General features: G+C 72.0%; 14 protein-coding genes. 7 read left to right on the forward strand and 7 right to left on the reverse strand.

The annotated features are described in order from the left end of the window. Window position 1: 1 nt before the first annotated feature. The gene (locus tag ACIPYQ_RS28670) at window positions 2-1,351 is read right to left on the reverse strand and encodes a pitrilysin family protein (RefSeq protein ID WP_361762468.1); all 1,350 of its coding nucleotides are present in this window, start codon (window positions 1,349-1,351) and stop codon (window positions 2-4) included. A gap of 262 nt (window positions 1,352-1,613) precedes the next feature. Between ACIPYQ_RS28670 and ACIPYQ_RS28675 the strand changes: the two genes are divergently transcribed. From ACIPYQ_RS28675 to ACIPYQ_RS28685, 3 genes are all read left to right on the forward strand, one after another. Next, the gene (locus ACIPYQ_RS28675) at window positions 1,614-4,070 is read left to right on the forward strand and encodes a DNA topoisomerase (ATP-hydrolyzing) subunit A (RefSeq protein WP_401256568.1); all 2,457 of its coding nucleotides are present in this window, start codon (window positions 1,614-1,616) and stop codon (window positions 4,068-4,070) included. A 99-nt stretch (window positions 4,071-4,169) separates the two neighbouring features. Beyond that, window positions 4,170-6,221, forward strand: coding sequence for a restriction endonuclease (locus ACIPYQ_RS28680; protein WP_401256570.1), 2,052 nt, complete (start codon window positions 4,170-4,172; stop codon window positions 6,219-6,221). A 10-nt stretch (window positions 6,222-6,231) separates the two neighbouring features. Further along, the gene (locus ACIPYQ_RS28685) at window positions 6,232-6,996 is read left to right on the forward strand and encodes an alpha/beta fold hydrolase (RefSeq protein WP_401256572.1); all 765 of its coding nucleotides are present in this window, start codon (window positions 6,232-6,234) and stop codon (window positions 6,994-6,996) included. Window positions 6,997-7,026: 30 nt separating this feature from the next. Here the strand turns inward: ACIPYQ_RS28685 and ACIPYQ_RS28690 are convergent, their stop codons facing one another. Together ACIPYQ_RS28690 and ACIPYQ_RS28695 are read right to left on the reverse strand one after the other, a co-directional pair. Beyond that, complete coding sequence (locus ACIPYQ_RS28690) at window positions 7,027-8,139, reverse strand: CobW family GTP-binding protein (RefSeq protein WP_401256574.1); 1,113 nt, start codon at window positions 8,137-8,139, stop codon at window positions 7,027-7,029. 32 nt (window positions 8,140-8,171) lie between these two features. Beyond that, a complete protein-coding gene (locus ACIPYQ_RS28695) occupies window positions 8,172-9,332 on the reverse strand; it encodes a citrate synthase (protein ID WP_401256576.1) in 1,161 nt (386 codons plus the stop codon). Between the two features lie 80 nt (window positions 9,333-9,412). Here ACIPYQ_RS28695 and ACIPYQ_RS28700 point away from each other — a divergent pair, with 80 nt between their 5' ends. The 3 genes from ACIPYQ_RS28700 to ACIPYQ_RS28710 all read left to right on the forward strand — a co-directional run bounded on the left by ACIPYQ_RS28700 (window position 9,413) and on the right by ACIPYQ_RS28710 (window position 13,120). Further along, entirely contained in the window at window positions 9,413-10,648 is a 1,236-nt protein-coding gene (locus ACIPYQ_RS28700; protein WP_401256578.1) for a citrate/2-methylcitrate synthase, read from the forward strand. Window positions 10,649-10,808: 160 nt separating this feature from the next. Further along, window positions 10,809-12,410: an ATP-binding protein gene (locus ACIPYQ_RS28705; protein WP_401256580.1), complete on the forward strand. Its 1,602-nt coding sequence runs from the start codon at window positions 10,809-10,811 to the stop codon at window positions 12,408-12,410. Then, the gene (locus ACIPYQ_RS28710) at window positions 12,407-13,120 is read left to right on the forward strand and encodes a response regulator (RefSeq protein WP_401256581.1); all 714 of its coding nucleotides are present in this window, start codon (window positions 12,407-12,409) and stop codon (window positions 13,118-13,120) included. The genes ACIPYQ_RS28705 and ACIPYQ_RS28710 overlap by 4 nt, the downstream gene beginning before the upstream one ends. 66 nt (window positions 13,121-13,186) lie before the next feature. Here ACIPYQ_RS28710 and ACIPYQ_RS28715 read toward each other — a convergent pair whose 3' ends face one another. The 3 genes from ACIPYQ_RS28715 to ACIPYQ_RS28725 form a co-directional block, all read right to left on the reverse strand. After that, window positions 13,187-14,779: a cation acetate symporter gene (locus ACIPYQ_RS28715; RefSeq protein ID WP_362236498.1), complete on the reverse strand. Its 1,593-nt coding sequence runs from the start codon at window positions 14,777-14,779 to the stop codon at window positions 13,187-13,189. Continuing rightward, window positions 14,776-15,261, reverse strand: coding sequence for a DUF485 domain-containing protein (locus ACIPYQ_RS28720; protein ID WP_401256584.1), 486 nt, complete (start codon window positions 15,259-15,261; stop codon window positions 14,776-14,778). Before ACIPYQ_RS28720 ends, ACIPYQ_RS28715 begins: the two co-directional genes overlap by 4 nt. A gap of 185 nt (window positions 15,262-15,446) precedes the next feature. After that, complete coding sequence (locus ACIPYQ_RS28725; protein WP_401256586.1) at window positions 15,447-17,567, reverse strand: type IIA DNA topoisomerase subunit B; 2,121 nt, start codon at window positions 17,565-17,567, stop codon at window positions 15,447-15,449. Between the two features lie 448 nt (window positions 17,568-18,015). Here ACIPYQ_RS28725 and ACIPYQ_RS28730 point away from each other — a divergent pair, with 448 nt between their 5' ends. Beyond that, window positions 18,016-18,249, forward strand: coding sequence for a hypothetical protein (locus ACIPYQ_RS28730; protein ID WP_030016583.1), 234 nt, complete (start codon window positions 18,016-18,018; stop codon window positions 18,247-18,249). 136 nt (window positions 18,250-18,385) lie between these two features. Here ACIPYQ_RS28730 and ACIPYQ_RS28735 read toward each other — a convergent pair whose 3' ends face one another. Continuing rightward, window positions 18,386-19,312: a serine protease gene (locus tag ACIPYQ_RS28735; RefSeq protein ID WP_401256588.1), complete on the reverse strand. Its 927-nt coding sequence runs from the start codon at window positions 19,310-19,312 to the stop codon at window positions 18,386-18,388. Window positions 19,313-19,349 lie beyond the last annotated feature (37 nt).

Raw genomic sequence — 19,349 nt, forward strand, 5'->3', positions numbered from 1 at the left:
CTCACTGCTCCGCCCCCTCGTTCTCGTCGGACTCGTCGTTCTCGTCGTCGTCTGCCGCGATCGGCTCGTAGACGAGCACCGCGCGGTTGTCCGGGCGCAGTCGGGCCGCGGCCACGGCCTGCACCTCCTCGGCGGTGATGTCGAGGACGCGCTGGACGGCGGTCAGCGCCAGCTGCGGGTCGCCGAAGAGCACCGCGAAGCGGCACAGTTCGTCGGCGCGGCCGGCGACCGTGCTCAGCCGGTCCAGCCATTCGCGCTCCAGCTGCGCCTGGGCGCGCTCCATCTCCTCGGCCGTCGGGCCCTCGGCGGCGAACCGCGCGAGCTCCTCGTCCACGGCCGCCTCGATGGCGGGGATCTCGACGCCGCTGGAGGTCTTGACGTCCAGCCAGCCCAGCGAGGGCGCGCCGGCCAGGCGCAGCATGCCGAAGCCGGCGGCGACGGCCGTCTGGTCGCGGCGTACCAGCCGGTTGTGCAGCAGCGAGGACTCGCCGCCGCCCAGGATCGTCAGCGCCACGTCGGCGGCGTCGCACTCGCGGGTGCCGTCGTGCGGCAGCCGGTAGGCGGCCATCAGCGCGCGGGCCGGGACCTCCTCGACGATCTCCTCGCGCAGCTGCTCCCCGATGACGTCGGGCAGCGAGCCGTCGCGGGGCGGCTGCTTGCCGTCGTGCGCGGGGATGGTGCCGAAGTACTTCTCGACCCAGGCGAGGGTCTGCTCGGGGTCGATGTCCCCGACGACCGAGAGCACCGCGTTGTTGGGCGCGTAGTACGTACGGAAGAAGGTGCGCGCGTCCTCCAGGGACGCGGCGTCCAGGTCGGCCATGGAGCCGATCGGGGTGTGGTGGTACGGGTGGCCCTCGGGGTACGCCAGGGCGGTCAGCTTCTCGAAGGCCGTGCCGTACGGGACGTTGTCGTACCGCTGGCGGCGCTCGTTCTTGACGACGTCGCGCTGGTTCTCCATGGACTCGTCGTCCAGGGCGGCCAGCAGGGACCCCATCCGGTCCGCCTCCAGCCAGAGCGCGAGCTCCAGCTGGTGGGTCGGCATCGTCTCGAAGTAGTTGGTGCGCTCGAAGCTGGTGGTGCCGTTGAGAGAGCCGCCGGCCCCCTGGACGAGCTCGAAGTGCCCGTTGCCCGGAACGCTCGCCGAACCCTGGAACATCAGGTGCTCGAAGAGGTGAGCAAGACCGGTACGCCCCTTGACTTCGTGGCGCGAGCCGACGTCGTACCAGAGGCAGACCGCGGCGACCGGGGTCAGGTGGTCCTCGGAGAGCACCACGCGCAGGCCGTTGGCCAGCCGGTGCTCGGTCGCTGTCAGGCCGCCGGAGCCGGCCTGGGCTGTGGCCGTGTGACCCATGGGCATGTGGTCCCTTCGATCGCGATGCAGAGATTTCCGTCAGACCTGCCACTGTATGCAAGCGCGTCGGCCGCCGGATAAGTTCCCGGGTCACTCCCCCGGGGTCGGAGTCGGCGTTGTCGGTGCCTCGGGCCACAATGGTCCGCGTCATACCCGTCCGGACACCCGCCCGACCCGGCAAGACCGGCCAGACCCAGCCAGACCCCAGCAGTCCCGCCAGACACCCAGCACACCCCATTCTTGGTTAAGGAGCCGCGCAGCGATGGCCCGCCGCAGCACGAAGACCCCGCCGCCGGAGGATTTCGAGGAGAAGATCCTCGACATCGACGTCGTCGACGAAATGCAGGGCTCCTTCCTCGAGTACGCGTACTCGGTGATCTACTCCCGCGCCCTGCCCGACGCCCGGGACGGCATGAAGCCGGTGCACCGCCGCATCGTCTACCAGATGAACGAGATGGGGCTGCGCCCCGACCGCGGCTACGTGAAGTGCGCCCGTGTCGTCGGCGAGGTCATGGGCAAGCTCCACCCGCACGGCGACGCCTCCATCTACGACGCCCTCGTGCGCATGGCCCAGCCCTTCTCCATGCGGCTCCCGCTGGTCGACGGCCACGGCAACTTCGGCTCGCTCGGCAACGACGACCCGCCGGCCGCCATGCGATACACCGAGTGCAAGATGGCCGACGCCACGTCGCTGATGACGGAGTCGATCGACGAGGACACCGTCGACTTCACCGCCAACTACGACGGCCAGGAGCGGGAGCCGGTCGCCCTGCCCGCCGCCTACCCGAACCTGCTGGTCAACGGCGCGTCCGGGATCGCGGTCGGCATGGCCACCAACATGCCGCCGCACAACCTCGGCGAGGTCATCGCGGCCGCCCGGCACCTGATCCGCCACCCGCAGGCGGACCTGGAGGCGCTGATGCGCTTCGTGCCGGGTCCCGACCTGCCCACCGGCGGCCGGATCGTGGGCCTGTCCGGGATCAAGGACGCCTACGAGAACGGCCGCGGCACCTTCAAGATCCGCGCGACCGTGGCCGTGGAGAACGTGACGGCGCGCCGCAAGGGCCTGGTCGTCACCGAACTGCCCTTCACGGTCGGCCCCGAGAAGGTCATCGCGAAGATCAAGGACCTGGTCGGCTCGAAGAAGCTCCAGGGCATCGCCGACGTCAAGGACCTCACCGACCGCTCGCACGGCCTGCGCCTGGTCATCGAGATCAAGAACGGCTTCCACCCGGAGGCCGTGCTGGAGCAGCTCTACAAGCTGACGCCGATGGAGGAGTCCTTCGGCATCAACAACGTGGCGCTGGTGGACGGGCAGCCCCTGACGCTGGGCCTCAAGGAGCTGCTGGAGGTCTATCTCGACCACCGCTTCGAGGTCGTCCGGCGTCGCAGCGAGTTCCGCCGCACCAAGCGCCGCGACCGGCTGCACCTCGTCGAGGGCCTGCTGGTGGCGCTCCTCGACATCGACGAGGTCATCCGGCTCATCCGGGACAGCGACAACTCCGCGCAGGCCAAGTCCCGGCTGATGGAGCGGTTCTCGCTGAGCGAGATCCAGACCCAGTACATCCTGGACACCCCGCTGCGCCGGCTCACCCGGTTCGACCGGATCGAGCTGGAGTCCGAGCGCGACCGGCTGACCGGCGAGATCGACGAGCTGACCGGGATCCTGGAGTCGGACAGCGAGCTGCGCAAGCTGGTCTCCGCGGAACTGGCGGCGGTCGCGAAGAAGTTCGGCACGGAGCGCCGTACGGTGCTGCTGGAGTCCGCGGGCACCGCGGTGGCGGCGGTTCCGCTGGAGGTCGCGGACGACCCGTGCCGGGTGCTGCTGTCCTCGACGGGCCTGCTCGCGCGTACGGCGAACGGCGACCCGCTGCCGGAGGAGGAGGGCGGCGCCCGCGCCAAGCACGACCTGATCGTCTCGCAGGTCGCGGCGACCGCCCGCGCCGACGTCGGCGCGGTCACCTCGTACGGGCGGCTGCTGCGGCTGTCGGTGATCGACCTGCCGCAGCTGCCGGACACGCACGCCGCGCCGAACCTGGGGGGCGGCGCCCCGGTCTCGGAGTTCCTCTCCGGGCTGGAGGCGGACGAGAAGGTGATCTGCCTGACCTCGCTGGACGAGTCCTCGCAGGGCCTGGCCCTGGGCACCGAGCAGGGCGTGGTCAAGCGCGTCGTGCCGGACTACCCGGCCAACAAGGACGAGCTGGAGGTCATCACCCTCAAGGACGGTGACCGGATCGTCGGCGCGGTCGAGCTGCGCACGGGCGAGGAGGACCTCGTCTTCATCACCGACGACGCCCAGCTGCTGCGCTACCCGGCGGGCCAGGTCCGCCCGCAGGGCCGCCCGGCGGGCGGTATGGCGGGCATCAAGCTCTCCGACAACGCCAAGGTGATCCACTTCTCGGCCGTCGACCCCGGACGGGACGCCGTGGTGTTCACCGTGGCGGGCTCTCACGGGACGCTGGACGACTCGGTGCTGTCCGGGAAGCTGACCCCCTTCGACCAGTACCCGCGCAAGGGCCGGGCCACCGGCGGCGTGCGCTGCCAGCGGTTCCTGAAGGGCGAGGACGTGCTGGTGCTGGCCTGGGCGGGCGGCTCCCCCGTCCGCGCGGCGGCGGCGAACGGCACTCCGGCGGAACTGCCGGCCGTGGACCCGCGCCGGGACGGCTCGGGTACGGCACTGCCCGCCACCGTGGCGGCGCTGGCGGGTGCCGCGCTGTAGGAAGTACGCGGTCATTCGGGTGGTGCGGCCGAGGGGACGTACCACCCGAATGCCGACTAGTGTTTTCCCCGTGGACGCGGTGGGGGGAGAACACAGCTGATGAGCCGTCGAGCGGGCAGCGGACTGATCGGGAACTGGGCGGAGGCGCAGCGCCGTCAGCAGCAGACGCAGCTGATCCAGCAGCGGGAGGCCGAGCGTCGGCAGCGGACCTACGAACGGGACGCGAACCGGAGCCACCGGCAGTACCGCGAGGCGGAGGCCCTGAGGCGCACCGCACAGATCGACGCCGAGGTCACCGCCCTCAAGGGCCTGTTGGCCACGGGCTGCCGGGCACCGGCGTTCCGGATATCCGACCTGGCCCGGCCCGACCGGCTGGAGCCCTTCAACCCCGGGGCCCTGGCCCAGCCGGTGCCGATGCCCCGCATCGAGGACTTCCAGCGGCAGAGCAGCGGCTGGACCCTCGGCTCGAACCACCGGGCGCAGGCGGAACGGGATGCGCACGCCCGGTACACGCAGGCCTGGCAGGCCGCGAACGCCGCGGAGGCGCAGCGGCAGCAGCAACTGGCCGCATACCGGCAGCAGTACGACCGATGGGCGGCGGAGCAGCTCGCCGGGGTACGGTCGCACAACAGCGGGCTCACCGAGCTGGCCGACGCGCTGCGCACGGGCGATGCCGAGGCGGCGGTGGAGTACTTCTCGGCAGCCCTGTACGCCTCGAAGGCCTGGCCCGAGGCGCTGCCCCGGCAGGTGGCCGCCGCCTACGATCCCGCCGCGCGCCAGCTGGTACTGGACTGGGAGCTTCCCGGGTACGCGGTCGTGCCGGAGGCCCGGGCCGTGCAGTACCTGCCGAGCACGGACCAGGACAAGGTGAAGCCGCGCCCGGTCACGGAACGCCGGGCCCTGTACCGGGACCTGCTGGCGCAGTGCGTGCTGCTGGTGGTGCGCGAGCTGTACGCGGCGGACGAGTTCGGCGTACTGGACTCGGTCGTGGTCAACGGCTTCGTGGACTGCCACGATCCGGTGACGGGGCAGGAGGCGCGGTTCGTGCTCTCCACCGTGCCGGCGGAGCGCAGCGCATTCGCCGGGCTGCGGCTGGAGCAGGTCAGCGCGGTGGACTGTCTGGTCTCGGGGCTGGGCGGGCAGCTGTCGGCGCGGCCCGACCAGCTGACGGCCGTGCGTCCCGGGCGCCGGCCCGACGAGGTCGGCGGAGGTGTCGTCAGCCACGGCGGGCACGCGGACGACGGCGAGCCGGACCTCTTCCTGATGGACCCGATCGCCTTCGAGAACCTGGTGGCGGAGCTGTTCCGGGCGATGGGCATGGAGGCGGTGACCACCCAGCGGTCCGGCGACGGCGGTGTGGACATCGAGGCGAACGACCCTTCCCCGATCACGGGCGGACGGATCGTGGTACAGGTCAAGCGCTACCGGAACACCGTGCCGCCCACGGCGGTCAGGGACTTGTACGGCACGGTCCAGGACAAGGGGGCGAACAAGGGGGTGCTCGTCACCACCTCGTCCTTCGGGCCGACGTCGTACACCTTCTCCAACGGCAAGCCGTTGGAGTTGGTTCCCGGCGACAAGCTCGTGGAACTGCTGCACCAGTACGGGCTGCGCGGCCGCCTCGGCGGCGGACCGGCACGGCCGGCGCCGGAGCCTGCTCCCCCGGCGGACCACAACGTGCTCGGCATGTCCTGGTCGGGGTCGGTCGCCCTCGACGTGTGCGCTCTCGTCTGCACGGGCAACCGGGTGCTGAGCGAGGACCACTTCGTCTTCTTCAACAACCCGCGCACCCCGGACGGTTCGGTCCGGTCCCGGGAGCACGCGATGCCCGACAAGGCTGCGCTGGAGGTCTCCTTCGACGCCCTGCCGTCGCAGGCCGACCGCTTGGTCCTGGTGGCCGCCATCGATCCGGAGGTCGATCCGCACGCCGACCTCGTCGGGTTCACCGACGCCCACATCCGCCTGCTGTCGGCCGGCGGGGAGGAACTGGGCCGGCTCGACGTCTCCGACGGACGCGCCGGAGAGACGGCCCTGGTCCTCGGTTCGTTCCGGCGCCGGCCCAACGGCGACTGGGACTTCGTGATCGGCGGCAAGGGCTACCGCGGCGGCCTGGAAGCCCTGCTGGGCGAGTACGGCGTAGAGGTCGCCTAGGGTCTGCCGCATGACTCTTGCCTATGACGCAGCCGGAGACGGCCCCGCGGTGGTGCTGCTGCACTCCGCCGTTTGTGACCGACGAATGTGGGATCCGCAGTGGTCGGCTCTGGCCGATGCCGGATACCGGGTGGTGCGTTGCGACTTCCGGGGCTTCGGCCAGAGCCCGTTGCCGGCCCGGCGCCACAACGACGCGGAGGACGTGCTGGAGCTGCTGGACTCCCTCGGCATCGAGCAGGCGGCGCTGATCGCCTCCTCGTACGGCGGACGCGTTGCCGTCGAGATCGCCGCTCGCCGTCCGGACCGGGTCTCCGCCTTGGCGCTGCTGTGTTCCGGGCTGCCCGGACATGAACCCGGCGACGAGCTGCGCGCGTTCGGCGAGCGGGAGGACGCGCTGATCGAGGCGGGTGACATCGCGGGGGCCGTGGAACTGAACGTGGACACCTTCCTGGGTCCGGACGCCGGGGAAGCGGTCCGGGACGAGGTCCGTGCGATGCAGCGGCGTGCCTTCGAGGTGCAACTGGCCGCCCCCGAGGGGGCCGGACGCAGGAACGTGGACATCGACCTGTCAGCGGTCAAGGCACCCGGTCTCGCGCTTTCGGGCGGCCTCGACCTGGCGGACTTCCGGGAGATCGCGGCCCGGCTGCCGGGGCTGCTCGCCGACACCCGGCACGTCGAACTGCCCTGGGCCGGCCATCTCCCCAGCCTGGAACGGCCCGCAGCCGTGACGGACCTGCTGATCGGCTTCCTGCGCGAGACGGTTCCCGCCGGCTGAACCGGATGGACCGGTGTCCCGGTCCGCCCATCAGACGACGTCGGCCTCGGCCTCGGCTCCGAAGTCGGACTCCGGCTCCGCCCCTGCTTCGGGGTGGGCCGCGGACCGGGGCTCGGCGACGTACCGCAGCACGCCCCACATGCTCTCGGGTGCCGCGTTCTGCGGGGCCTCCTCTCGGCAGGCCTCCAACTCCCGCACCAGCCCCTCGCCGTCGGTGCCGGAGCCGATCAGGACGAGCTGCGTCAGGCGCGCTTCGCCCCGCCCCCAGGGCTGCGGGGCGAAGCGGAGGAACCGGCCGACGGCGTGGACCTCGTACTTCTCCTCGTGACCGGGGACCCCGAACCACACGAAGCCCTTGATCCGGTAGAGCCCGGCCGGCCGCCGGTCGAGGAAGTCGATGAACCGGCGCGGGGAGAGGGCCTGGTCGCAGGCGAACTCCGTGCTCTCGTAGGCCGCGTGCGCGTGGGTGCAGTGGTCGTGGCCGTCGGCCTCCGCGAGGAGGTCCTCGAAGGAGAGCTGGCCCCGGGTCTCGGTCCAGGGGCGCCGGTCGAAGAGCAGTTCCGGGTCGATCCGCCCGTGGTCGGCGCCCACGACGGGGGTGCCGGGGGCGCAGAGCGCGGCGAGTTCCGTCTCGATCCGGGCGCGTTCGCCGGGGGCGACCCGGTCGGTCTTGTTGAGCACCACGAGGTCCGCGACGGCGAGGTGGCGGTCGGTCTCGGGGTGCACGGCCCGCGTCGCGTCGAATTCGGCCGCGTCCACGACCTGCACCAGCCCGCCGTAGCGGACGGCGGGGTTCTCGCTGGCCATGAGCATCCGGATCATCTCCTGGGGCTCCGCCAGCCCGCTCGCCTCGATGACGATCACGTCGATGCGGTGGACGGGAGCGGAGAGCTTCTCCAGGTACGCGTCCAGCTCGCTGCCGTCGACGGCGCAGCAGAGGCAGCCGCCGCCGAGGGAGACCATCGAGTCCCCGAGCTGGCCGGCCACCGACATCGCGTCGATCTCGATCGATCCGAAGTCGTTCACGACGACCCCGATCCGGGTGCCCCCGCGACCGGCGAGGAGGTGGTTCAGCACGGTGGTCTTGCCGGATCCGAGGAAACCGGCGAGGACGACGACGGGGATGGGCTGCCTGCTGTTCACCCGGTCGATCGTAGCCAGCCTCCGCCGGTCGATCAGTCGATCACCGGCACGGGCTGGGGCGGCGTGGGGCCGCTGTACCGGGCGGCAGGGCGGATGATCTTCGAATCGGCGGCCTGTTCGAGGACGTTCGCACTCCAGCCGACCACACGGGCCGCGCAGAAGGTCGGCGTGAACATCTCGCGCGGCAGCCCGCACAGCTCCATGACCACGCCCGCGTAGAACTCCACGTTGGTGTGCAGCTCCCGGCCCGGCTTGAGCTCGGCGAGGATCTCCTCGACCTGGCGCTCGACCTCCACGGCGAAGTCCACGAGGGGCCCGCCGAACCCGAGGGCGATCTCGCGGAGCATGCGGGAGCGGGGGTCCTCGGTGCGGTAGACGGGGTGGCCGAAGCCCATGATCCGGTCGCCCGCCAGGACCCGTTCGCGGATCCACGGCCCGATCCGCTCCACGCTGCCGATGGCGTCGAGGGTGTCCAGGGCACGGCTGGGGGCGCCGCCGTGGAGCGGCCCGGAGAGCGCGCCGATCGCGCCGGTCAGGCAGGCGGCCACGTCGGCGCCGGTGGACGCGATCACGCGGGCGGTGAAGGTCGAGGCGTTGAAGCCGTGGTCGACCGTGGATATCAGGTACCGCTCGATCGCGCGGGTCTCGGTCGGGCCGGGCTCCCGGCCGGTCAGCATGTAGAGGTAGTTGGCGGCGTACGGGAGGTCGTCGCGCGGCTCTACGGGCTCCAGCCCCTGCCCCAGCCGGTGCAGGGCGGTCAGCAGGGTCGGTACGGCGGCGCACGCGGCCAGCGCGTCGGCGGCCCGGCGGGCGGGGTCGAGGTCGTACACCGGGCGGAAGCCGGCGGAGGCTCCGAGCAGCGAGAGTGCGGTGCGCAGCCCGGCGAGCGGGCCGGAGAGCCGGGTGGCCCGGGCCAGGCCCGGCAGCGCGTCCCGGACCTCCACGGGCAGGTGGCGCAGCGGGGCGGTCTCGGCGGCGAAGGCGGCCCGCTCGGCGGCATCGGCGGGCAGGGCGCCGCGGAACATCAGGTGCCAGACGTCCTCGAAGCTGCGGCGGGCCGCGAGCTCGACGGCCGAGTACTGGCGGTAGTGGTAGAAGCCCTCGAGGCCTCGGACGTCGCCCAGCTCGGTTTCGGTGACCACGACCCCCGCGAGGCCGCGCGGTCCTTCGATGGTGCTGTCGGTGGTGTTCATGAATCGACCATCCATGATGGATTGAATCCTTGTCAATGTTGATTGAATCAATATTCAAATCCATCTGTAGGGTGTCCGTCATGAGCGACCAGACGGACGGCGGGCGCAGGCTCAGCACACAGGAGGCGGCGGGGGTACTCGGCGTGAAACCGGCGACGGTGTACGCGTACGTCAGCCGGGGCCAGCTCACCAGCCGCCGCGATCCGGCCGGGCGGGGCAGCACCTTCGACGCGGCCGAGGTGGAGGCGCTGGCCCGGCGGAGCCGGCGCGAGGCAGCGGCGCCCGGCGGAGAGCTCTCCGTCCGCACGGCGCTCACCCTCATCGAGCCCGACCGGTACTACTTCCGGGGCGTGGACGCCGTGGCGCTGGCCGCGGAGTACCGCTACGAGGAGGTCGCCGAGTGGCTCTGGACGGGGAACGTCGTGCACGGGGCACGGTTCACCGCTCCCCCGGAGGCACTGGCCGCGGCCCGGCGTGCGGTGGCCGCTCTGCCGGCCCACGGCGGCCCCATCGACCGGCTGCGGGTGGCGGTGGCCGCCGCCGCGGTGGCGGACCCGCTGCGCTTCGACCTGTCCGAGGAGGCGGTCCTCGGATCCGCCCGCTGTCTGATTCCCACGCTGGTCGGCGCGCTCCCCGAGGCGGGTACGGCCCCGTGGTCCGGTGACGGCCGGATCGCCCGGCAGCTGTGGTCGCGGCTGACGGCCCGGGAGCCGGACCCGGACGCCCTGGCCGTGCTGGACCTGGCGCTGGCACTGCTGGTCGACCACGACCTGGCCGCCTCGACCCTGGCCGTACGGGTGGCCGCCTCGGCGCGGGCCCATCCGTACGCGGCGGTGTCCGCCGGGCTCGGCGCGCTCGAAGGGCCCTTGCACGGCGCGGCCGGACGGCTCGCGCACCGGATGCTCGTGGAGGTGCTGGAACAGGGCGGGGCCGCGCCGGTGGTGGCGGAGTACCTTCGGGCCGGGCGCCGGGTCCCGGGCCTCGGACACCGCCTCTACCGGGGCGAGGACCCGCGTGCGCGGGCGCTGTTCGCCCGGTTGGAGGGGCTGGAACAGGCCGCTCCCGCCCTGGGTGCGGCGCGCGAGGTGGCCGCGGTGATGGCCAGGCAGGGCGGGCTGCACGCCAATGTCGACCTGGCGCTGGCGGTGCTGACCGTGTCGTGCGGGATGGCCGCGGAGGCCGGGGAGACGGTCTTCGCGGTGGCCCGTACGGCGGGGTGGATCGCGCACGCCCTGGAGGAGTACCAGGAGCGGCCGCTGCGGATGCGGCCGAGCGGGCAGTACCACGGTCCCCGCCCGCCCCAGCCGCTGCCCTGACGGCCCACCCGTCCCTGCAACCTCCCTCTACGTCCTCACCCGCGGTGAGGTGTGCACCACGGCCCGAACACGACAGAAGTGGCGAAGCCGACAAGCTCGGCACAGACGTTCCGCTCGTGCCGAGGCCGACCTACCGTTGCTGCCCATGCGGTTCCCCCTCATGAGCGCTCGGCGCCTCGGGCTGCCCAGACGGGCCGTCTCCCAGATCCTGCTGACCCAGCTGGCCATCGCCGCCGGGGTCGCCGTCCTGGCGACCGGACTGTTCCTGGCACCGCTGAGCGCGCAGCTCGACGACCAGGCCATGCGGCGCGCCCTCGCGATCGCGCAGAGCGCCGCGGCCGACCCCTCGCTGGCCGCCGGCCTCCTGGACTCCGGAGCCTCGCCCGACAGCCCCGTGCAGTCCTCGGCCGAGCGGATCCGCCGGGCCACCGGGGCCGAGTACGTCGTCGTCCTCGACCTGGACGGCATCCGCCGCTCGCACCCGAGCGCCGACCGGATCGGGCTGCCGGTCTCCACCGACCCGAGCGCGGCGCTGGCCGGCCGCGAGGTCATGGAGATCGACGAGGGCACCCTGGGCCGCTCCGCCCGCGGCAAGGTCCCGCTCCTCGCGGCCGACGGCGAGATCGTCGGCGCCGTCTCGGTGGGCATCGCCTACGACAGCGTCCGTGACCGGCTGCTCGGCGCCATCCCCGGACTGCTCGCCTACGCAGGCGGTGCGCTGGCCGCGGGCGCCCTGGCCGCCTATCTGCTCTCCCGCCGGATCCAGCGCCAGACCCGGGACCTGGCCTTCTCCGACATCTCCGGCCTGCTCGCCGAGCGCGAGGCGATGCTGCACTCCATCCGCGAAGGAGTCATCGCCCTCGACCGCCACGGCCGGGTCCGGCTCGTGAACGACGAGGCCGCCCGGCTGCTGGGCCTCGCCCCGGACTCCACCGCCACCCTGGCGGGACGCCCGCTGGACGACGTACTCGACGCCGGCCGCACCGCCGACGTGCTGTCGGGCCGCGTCACCGGCCGCGACCTGCTCACCGTCCAGGGCCCCCGGGTCCTGGTCGCCAACCGCATGCCCACCGAGGACGGCGGCGCCGTCGCCACCCTGCGCGACCGTACCGAGCTGGAACGCCTCGGCCGCGAACTCGACTCCACCCGGGGCCTCATCGATGCCCTGCGCGCCCAGGACCACGAGCACGCCAACCGCCTCCACACCCTCCTGGGCCTGCTGGAACTGGGCCTGCACGAGGAGGCGGTGGAGTTCGTCACCGAGGTCGCCGACGTGCACCGCACGACCGCCGAACAGGTCACCGAGAAGGTCCGCGACCCGCTGCTGGCCGCCCTTCTCGTGGGCAAGGCGACCGTCGCGGCCGAACGCGGCGTTCCCCTGCGGCTGGCCGCGGCCACCCTCCTCCCCGACCGCCTGGTGGACCCGGGCGGCCTCGTCACGATCGTGGGCAACCTGGTGGACAACGCCCTGGACGCCGCCGCCGGTTCGACGGCGCCCCTGGTCGAGGTGGAGCTGCGCGCGGAGGGCCGTACCGCCGTGCTGCGGGTGCGCGACAGCGGCCCCGGGGTGCCGGCTTCGCGCCGCGAGGAGATCTTCACCGAGGGCTGGTCGACCAAGCAGCCCAGCGCCCACCGCGAGCGCGGGCTGGGCCTCGCCCTCGTACGCCGCCTCGCGGAGCGGCAGGGTGGCAACGTCCGGGCCGGTGAAGCAGCGGACGGAGGGGCGGAATTCTCCGTCGTACTCCCGGAGGCCCTGCGATGAACGAAGCGGTGAACGGGACCCCGATCCACGTATTGGTCGTCGACGACGACATGCGTGTTGCCCGGATCAACGCGGCGTACGTGGCGAAGGTTCCCGGTTTCCGGGTCACGGCGCAGGCCCATTCGGCGGCCGAGGCCCTGGAGTTCCTCACCTCGCAGGCCGTGGACCTGGTCCTCCTGGACCACTACCTCCCCGACGAGAACGGCCTGGACCTGGTCCGGCGCCTGCGCCAGCTCGGCCACCACACCGATGTGATCATGGTCACGGCCGCCCGCGACCTCGCCACCGTGCAGGCCGCGATGCGTCTCGGAGCCCTCCAGTACCTGGTCAAACCCTTCACCTTCGCCGGGCTGCGCACCCGGCTGGAGGCGTACGGGGCCCTGCGCCGCACCCTGGAGACGGGCGGCGAGGCCGAACAGGCCGAGGTCGACCGGATCTTCGGCGCCCTCGCCGCCGCGGGACCCGCGAACGAACTCCCCAAGGGCCACTCCGCCACCACCGCGGAACTGGTGCGCCAGGTCCTGCGCTCGGCGGAGGGCCCCTTGTCCACCCAGCAGATAGCCGACCGCGCGGGCATCAGCCGCCAGACCGCCCAGCGCTACGTGAAACTGCTCGAACGCACCGCCCGCGTGACCCTGGCCCTGCGCTACGGCGAGACCGGCCGCCCGGAACACCGCTACACCTGGCTCCCGTCGGAGGGTCCGGCCTGACGGAGGCCCGCCTGACGGGGACCCGGCCCGACGGGGACCCTGCACGGGGGCCCGGCCCGACGGCGCTCAGACCGCTCCGGCGCCGGTCAGGGAGCGGACCTCCGTCTGGGCGTGCTTCGCCTCGTCCGGCTCCTCGCCCGAGGTGACCGTGCCCAGCCAGCCCGCCAGGAACCCCAGCGGGATCGAGACGATGCCCGGGTTCTGCAGCGGGAAGTACTGGAAGTCCACGCCCGGGAAGAGGGATTCCGCGCTGCCCGACACCACCGGCGAGACCAGCACCAGCAGCACCGCCGGCACCAGGCCCCCGTACACCGACCAGACGGCCCCCCGCGTGGTGAAGCCGCGCCAGAAGAGCGAGTACAGCAGCACCGGAAGGTTCGCCGAGGCCGCCACCGCGAAGGCCAGCCCCACCAGGAACGCCACATTGAGGTCCTGGGCGAGCAGCCCGAGGGCGATCGCCACCGCCCCGATGCCGACGGCCGCGACCCGGGCCACCGCGACCTCGCTGCGCTGCTTGGCCCGGCGCCGCTTGAGCGACGCGTACAGGTCGTGTGCGACGGAGGCCGACGAGGCCAGGGTGATGCCGGCCACCACGGCCAGGATGGTCGCGAAGGCGATGGCGGCCACGAAGGCGAACAGCACCGCCCCTCCGGTGGATCCGGCGCCCCCGCCGAGGAAGGCCGCGAGCAGCGGAACGGCCGTGTTCCCGGAGGCGTTGGAGGCCCGTACCTCGTCCGGGCCCACCAGCGCCGCCGCCCCGAAACCGAGCACGATGGTCATCAGGTAGAAGCCGCCGATCAGCGCGATCGCCCACACCACCGACCGGCGCGCCGCACGTGCCGTGGGCACCGTGTAGAAGCGCGACAGGATGTGCGGCAGCCCGGCGGTCCCGAGGACCAGCGCGAGGCCGAGGCTCATGAAGTCGACGCGGGAGGTCCAGTCGCCGCCGTACTTGAGGCCGGGGCCGAGGAACTTGGCCCCGTGCCCGCTGCGGTCGGCGGCGCTGGTCAGCAGCTGGTCGAAGTTCCCGTGGAAGCGCAGCATCACGAGCACGGTCAGGGTGACCGCCCCGCCCATCAGCAGGACGGCCTTGACGATCTGGATCCAGGTGGTGGCCCGCATCCCGCCGAAGGACACGTAGACCACCATCAGCGCGCCCACCCCGATCACGGTCAGGGTCCGGGCCGTTGCGCTCGAACTGCCGAGCAGCAGGCCGACCAGGCTGCCCGCGCCGACCATCTGCGCGATGAGGTAGAGCACGGAGACGACGACCGAGGAGGTGCCGGCCGCGATCCGCACCGGGCGCTCGCTCATCCGCGCGGCGACCACGTCGGCGAGGGTGAAGCGCCCGCAGTTGCGGACCAGTTCGGCGACGAGGAACAGGACCACCAGCCAGGCCACGAGGAACCCCACGGAGTAGAGCATGCCGTCGTAGCCGAAGAGGGCGATCAGGCCGGAGATGCCGAGGAAGGAGGCGGCGGACATGTAGTCGCCGGCGATGGCGAAACCGTTCTCCATCGGGGAGAACAACCGCCCGCCCGCGTAGAACTCCTCGGCCGACCCGTGCCGGTTCCGGCTGACCCAGGTGGTGATGCCCAGGGTCACCGCGATGAAGACGCTGAACAGGATCAGCGCGAGGGTCTGGTGTTCGGTGGTCACCGGCCGGCCCCCCTCGCCCGGGTCCGCTCCTGGTCGCGCTCCTGCTCGAAGACGGTCCAGCGCAGATCGAGCGCGGCCCGGTCCCGGCGCAGCCGCGCGTGCCGGACGTAGGCCCAGGTCAGCAGGAAGGTGGTGAGGAACTGCCCGAGCCCCGCCAGCATGGCCACGTTGACCGCGCCCACCACGGGCCGGGCCATCACGCCGGGCGCGGCGGTGGCGGCGACCACGTAGGCGACGTACCAGAGGAAGAAGCCGGCGGTCGCGGGGACGACGAACCTCCGGTAGCGGCTGCGGACCTCCTGAAAGGCGGCGCTGCGCTGCACTTCGAGGTAGATGTCGGATGCGCCGTGCGCGGGGCCGCCGCCCGGGGCCGGGCGCGGCGGGGACGCTTCCTCGCCCTCGCCCCAGCCGACGGCCAGCGCGTCGTACCAGGGGTCGTCCAGCCGGATCGTTCCGGCATCACGACCTTCGTGCTTGTCCACCGAACTCTCCTTGTCCGCCGCCGCATTGGCCGCGTGCCCACAAGGATGTGCTCAATAGTCGCTTTCCGGACTGGTGTACCGGCGCTCTTCACTCCAACAGGTGATGGAGGGAAGAGCGCCGGTGTGCCGTGGGGCCCGTCGGCGCCGTCCGTGCCGGCCGGTGCCGGCCGCCGGCTCCGACCGGGTCAGGCGTCGATGCGCGAGCGGTCCAGCGTCGCCGCGGAGCTCGTGATGAACTCCTTGCGCGGCGCCACCTCATTGCCCATGAGCAGGTCGAAGACCTGCTCGGCCGAGTCCAGGTCGCCGATGTTGATCCGGCGCAGGGTGCGGAAGCGGGGGTCCATGGTGGTCTCCGCCAGCTGGTCCGCGTCCATCTCGCCGAGGCCCTTGTAGCGCTGGATCGAGTCCTTGTACCGGATGTTCTTCCGCTGGTACTCCAGCAGGGTCTGGCGCAGTTCGTTGTCCGAATACGTGTACACGTACTTGTCCTGGCCCTTCTTGGGCTGGACCAGCTCGATCCGGTGCAGCGGCGGCACGGCCGCGAAGACCCGGCCGGCCTCGACCATCGGCCGCATGTACCGCTGGAAGAGCGTGAGCAGCAGGCAGCGGATGTGCGCGCCGTCGACATCGGCATCGACGAGCAGCACGATCTTGCCGTAGCGGGCGGCGTCGATGTCGAAGGTCCGGCCCGAGCCGGCTCCTATGACCTGGATGATCGCCCCGCACTCGACGTTCTTGAGCATGTCCGAGACGGACGACTTCTGAACGTTGAGGATCTTGCCTCGGATGGGCAGGAGCGCCTGGAATTCGGAGTTGCGGGCGAGCTTCGCCGTACCGAGGGCGGAGTCGCCCTCGACGATGAAGAGCTCGCTGCGCTCCACGTCGTCGCTACGGCAGTCGGCCAGCTTGGCGGGCAGCGAGGAGGTCTCCAGCGCGGTCTTGCGACGCTGCGCCTCCTTGTGCTGGCGGGCCGCGATCCGGGTCCGGGCGGCCGCGACGATCTTCTCCATCACGGCGCGGGCCTGCTGCTTGTCGTCGCGCTTCGTGGAGGTCAGGAAGGCCTTGAGCTCCTTGGCGACCACGGCGGCGACGATCCGGGTGGCCGCCGAGGTGCCGAGCACCTCCTTGGTCTGGCCCTCGAACTGCGGCTCCGCGAGGCGGACGGTGACGACGGCCGTCATGCCCTCCATCGCGTCGTCCTTGACCACGTCGTCCTCGGCCACGCGCAGCAGCTTGGCCGAGCGCAGCACCTCGTTCACCGTCTTGGCGACCGAGCGCTCGAAGCCGGAGACGTGGGTGCCGCCCTTGGGGGTGGCGATGATGTTCACGAAGGACTTGACGTTGGTCTCGTAGCCCGTGCCCCAGCGCAGGGCGATGTCCACGCCGAGCTCGCGCGTGACCTCGGTGGGGGTCATGTGGCCGCGGTCGTCGAGGACCGGGACGGTCTCCTTGAAGGTGCCCGTGCCGGTCAGGCGCAGCACGTCGCAGACGGCCTTGTCCTGGGCGAGGTACTCGCAGAATTCGCTGATCCCGCCGTCGAAGCGGAAGGTCTCCTCGGTCTTGCCGGCGCCGTCGATGCCGCGCTCGTCACGGACGACCAGGGTCAGGCCCGGCACGAGGAAGGCGGTCTGGCGGGCGCGCTGGTAGAGCGTCTCCAGATTGAGCCGGGCGTCCTTGAGGAAGATCTGGCGGTCGGCCCAGTAGCGGACCCGGGTGCCGGTCTTGCCCTTGGCGATCCGCTTGACCTTGCGCAGGCCGTTGGCGGGGTCGAAGGGGCTGTCGGGGCCCTGCTCGATGAACATCCCGGGGACGCCGCGGCGGAAGCTGATGGCGTGGGTGGAGCTGCCCCGGTCGACCTCGACGTCCAGCCGGGCGGAGAGGGCGTTGACCACGGAGGCGCCGACGCCGTGCAGGCCGCCGGAGGCCGCGTACGAGCCCCCGCCGAACTTGCCGCCGGCGTGCAGCTTGGTCATGACGACCTCGACGCCGGACAGGCCGGTCTTGGGCTCGACGTCCACGGGGATGCCGCGGCCGTTGTCCCGGACCTCCACGGAGGCGTCCTCGTGGAGGATCACCTCGATGTGGTCGCAGTAGCCGCCCAGGGCCTCGTCGACGGAATTGTCGATGATCTCCCAGAGGCAGTGCATCAGGCCCCGGCTGTCGGTCGAGCCGATATACATGCCGGGGCGCTTCCGGACGGCCTCCAGCCCTTCGAGGACGAGCAGGTGCCGCGCGGTGTAGTTGGAACCGTCCCGGTCTGCTCCGGACAGCAGCGCGCTGGAAGGCACGGACGTGTCGGCGGTCACGCAGTTCGCTCCTCGCTGAATTTCTTTTCTGGCCCGGTCGGGCGCAGGGGTGGCTCGGCTGCCGCTCGAAGGGTACCGAGGCCAGGTAGAGCCGATGCAACGCCACCCTCGTGCGGTCCTCACCCTAGTCCAGATCCGTACGGATGTTCGATCCCCCGGGCGGGTGAAGGAAACATCACGTTCCCTTCCGCGCATGAACCATTTAGGGTTCGGGCACGTCCTCATGAACAACCTGGCACTCACGCCGGGGGAGGATGGAACTGCAACAAGCGCACGACTGACAACGCGAAACCGTAAAGCAACGCAATACGGCTCCTTCGCCGCCAACCGGCAACAGCCGGCCAGCTTCGGAAGGAAGTTTCGAGGAAAAGCCGCGAGCGGGAACGTTTTCGGCCTGGTTGGATGTTGACCCTGGTACGACAGCTCGTCGAGCTAGAGAAGAGGCGACGTGACTACTGTTCTGACACCCGCGACCCCGCTGACGGCCGCTGACCGATGCGACCGTTGCGGCGCCCAGGCATATCTGCGCGTCGTCCTGCTGAGCGGCGGTGAACTGCTCTTCTGCGCCCACCACGGTCGCAAGTTCGAGCCGGAACTCAAGAAGATCGCCGCGGAAATACAGGATGAGACCGAGCGGCTTACGTCCGCTCCGGCTGCCAATGCCGAACCCGAGGACCGCTGACACAGGCCTGCACCTCGCATCCGACGAGCCAGGACCGGCGATGCCGGTCGACGGGCGGCACCCCTGAGACCCAGGGGTGCCGCCCGTCCTCACATCCGGCCGCCCGCGCTCGGGGGCGGGCGGCCGTACGGGGCCGCTAGCGCGTGCGATGCCCCTGTGCGGGCCCTGCACCCGGCAGGGAGCGCCTGCGGGCCTCCCATGCACTGTCCCGGACCCCGGCGGGCTGCGCGCCCGTCTCCGGGGCCGTCACGAAGCCGGCCAACGGGGCGATGCGCGTGTACACCCCCGGGCTGTCGGCGCGCCCGCAGCCCCGGCCCCACGAGACGAGCCCGATGAGCCGCCCCTGGGCCACCAGCGGTCCACCGCTGTCGCCCTGGCAGGCGTCCTTGCCGCCCCCGCCGTCCCCCGCGCACACCATGGACTCGGCGCGGTACTGCCCGTCGGCGTCCCCGGGGTAGGCGCGCCCGCACACCTCGTCCTCCAGCACCGTCACCCGCGCGGCCCGGAGCGCGTACGCGTAGTCACCGAAGCCGCTCGTGTCGCCCCAGCCGTAGACCGCCGCCTCGGTGCCCGCCCCGTAGGCGGGATGCCCCGCCTCCGCCAGGGGGAGGACGTGGTGGGCCGGCACGGCCTCGGCCAGTTCCAGGACGGCGAGGTCCCCCGCGTTGCTCTGCGGGTCGTAGGCCGGGTTCACCCGGGCCCCGCGCACCGGGATCTCCCGGCCCTCGCTTGCCTGGAGCTCCGTACGCCCGACGATCACCCGGAAGTCCGGCACGGCTTCGACCGGGCCGCCCAGCACCTGGCTGCCCAGGCAGTGCGCCGCGGTCAGCACCCGGGTCGGGGCGACGACGACTCCCCCGCAGAACTGCCCGCCCCGCGTACCCCCGAACCGGTCACGGCTGGCCAGGGCCACGACCCAAGGGCTGTCGGCCACCTTGACCGGCTTGCCGCCGATCACCACGCTGTCCGCGGCCGCCTGCGGCATCTGGGCGAGCGGCGCCGCGGCCGCTCCCGCCGCCAGGGTCAGCGCGCCCGCCAGAGCACGGGCAAAGGGACGACGCATGAGGCCTCCTGACTCCGAGTGTGCATGACCCCACCCA

Origin of the sequence: Streptomyces sp. NPDC090045 (genome assembly GCF_044747975.1) — a bacterium.
Lineage (GTDB): Bacteria > Actinomycetota > Actinomycetes > Streptomycetales > Streptomycetaceae > Streptomyces.

Coding starts and splice junctions, on each gene's coding strand:
- ACIPYQ_RS28675 (WP_401256568.1), top strand. CDS start 1,614: ATGGCCCGCCGCAGCACGAAGACCCCGCCGCCGGAGGATTTCGAGGAG.
- ACIPYQ_RS28670 (WP_361762468.1), bottom strand. CDS start 1,351: ATGGGTCACACGGCCACAGCCCAGGCCGGCTCCGGCGGCCTGACAGCG.
- ACIPYQ_RS28710 (WP_401256581.1), top strand. CDS start 12,407: ATGAACGAAGCGGTGAACGGGACCCCGATCCACGTATTGGTCGTCGAC.
- ACIPYQ_RS28705 (WP_401256580.1), top strand. CDS start 10,809: ATGAGCGCTCGGCGCCTCGGGCTGCCCAGACGGGCCGTCTCCCAGATC.
- ACIPYQ_RS28700 (WP_401256578.1), top strand. CDS start 9,413: ATGAGCGACCAGACGGACGGCGGGCGCAGGCTCAGCACACAGGAGGCG.
- ACIPYQ_RS28685 (WP_401256572.1), top strand. CDS start 6,232: ATGACTCTTGCCTATGACGCAGCCGGAGACGGCCCCGCGGTGGTGCTG.
- ACIPYQ_RS28735 (WP_401256588.1), bottom strand. CDS start 19,312: ATGCGTCGTCCCTTTGCCCGTGCTCTGGCGGGCGCGCTGACCCTGGCG.
- ACIPYQ_RS28695 (WP_401256576.1), bottom strand. CDS start 9,332: ATGAACACCACCGACAGCACCATCGAAGGACCGCGCGGCCTCGCGGGG.
- ACIPYQ_RS28680 (WP_401256570.1), top strand. CDS start 4,170: ATGAGCCGTCGAGCGGGCAGCGGACTGATCGGGAACTGGGCGGAGGCG.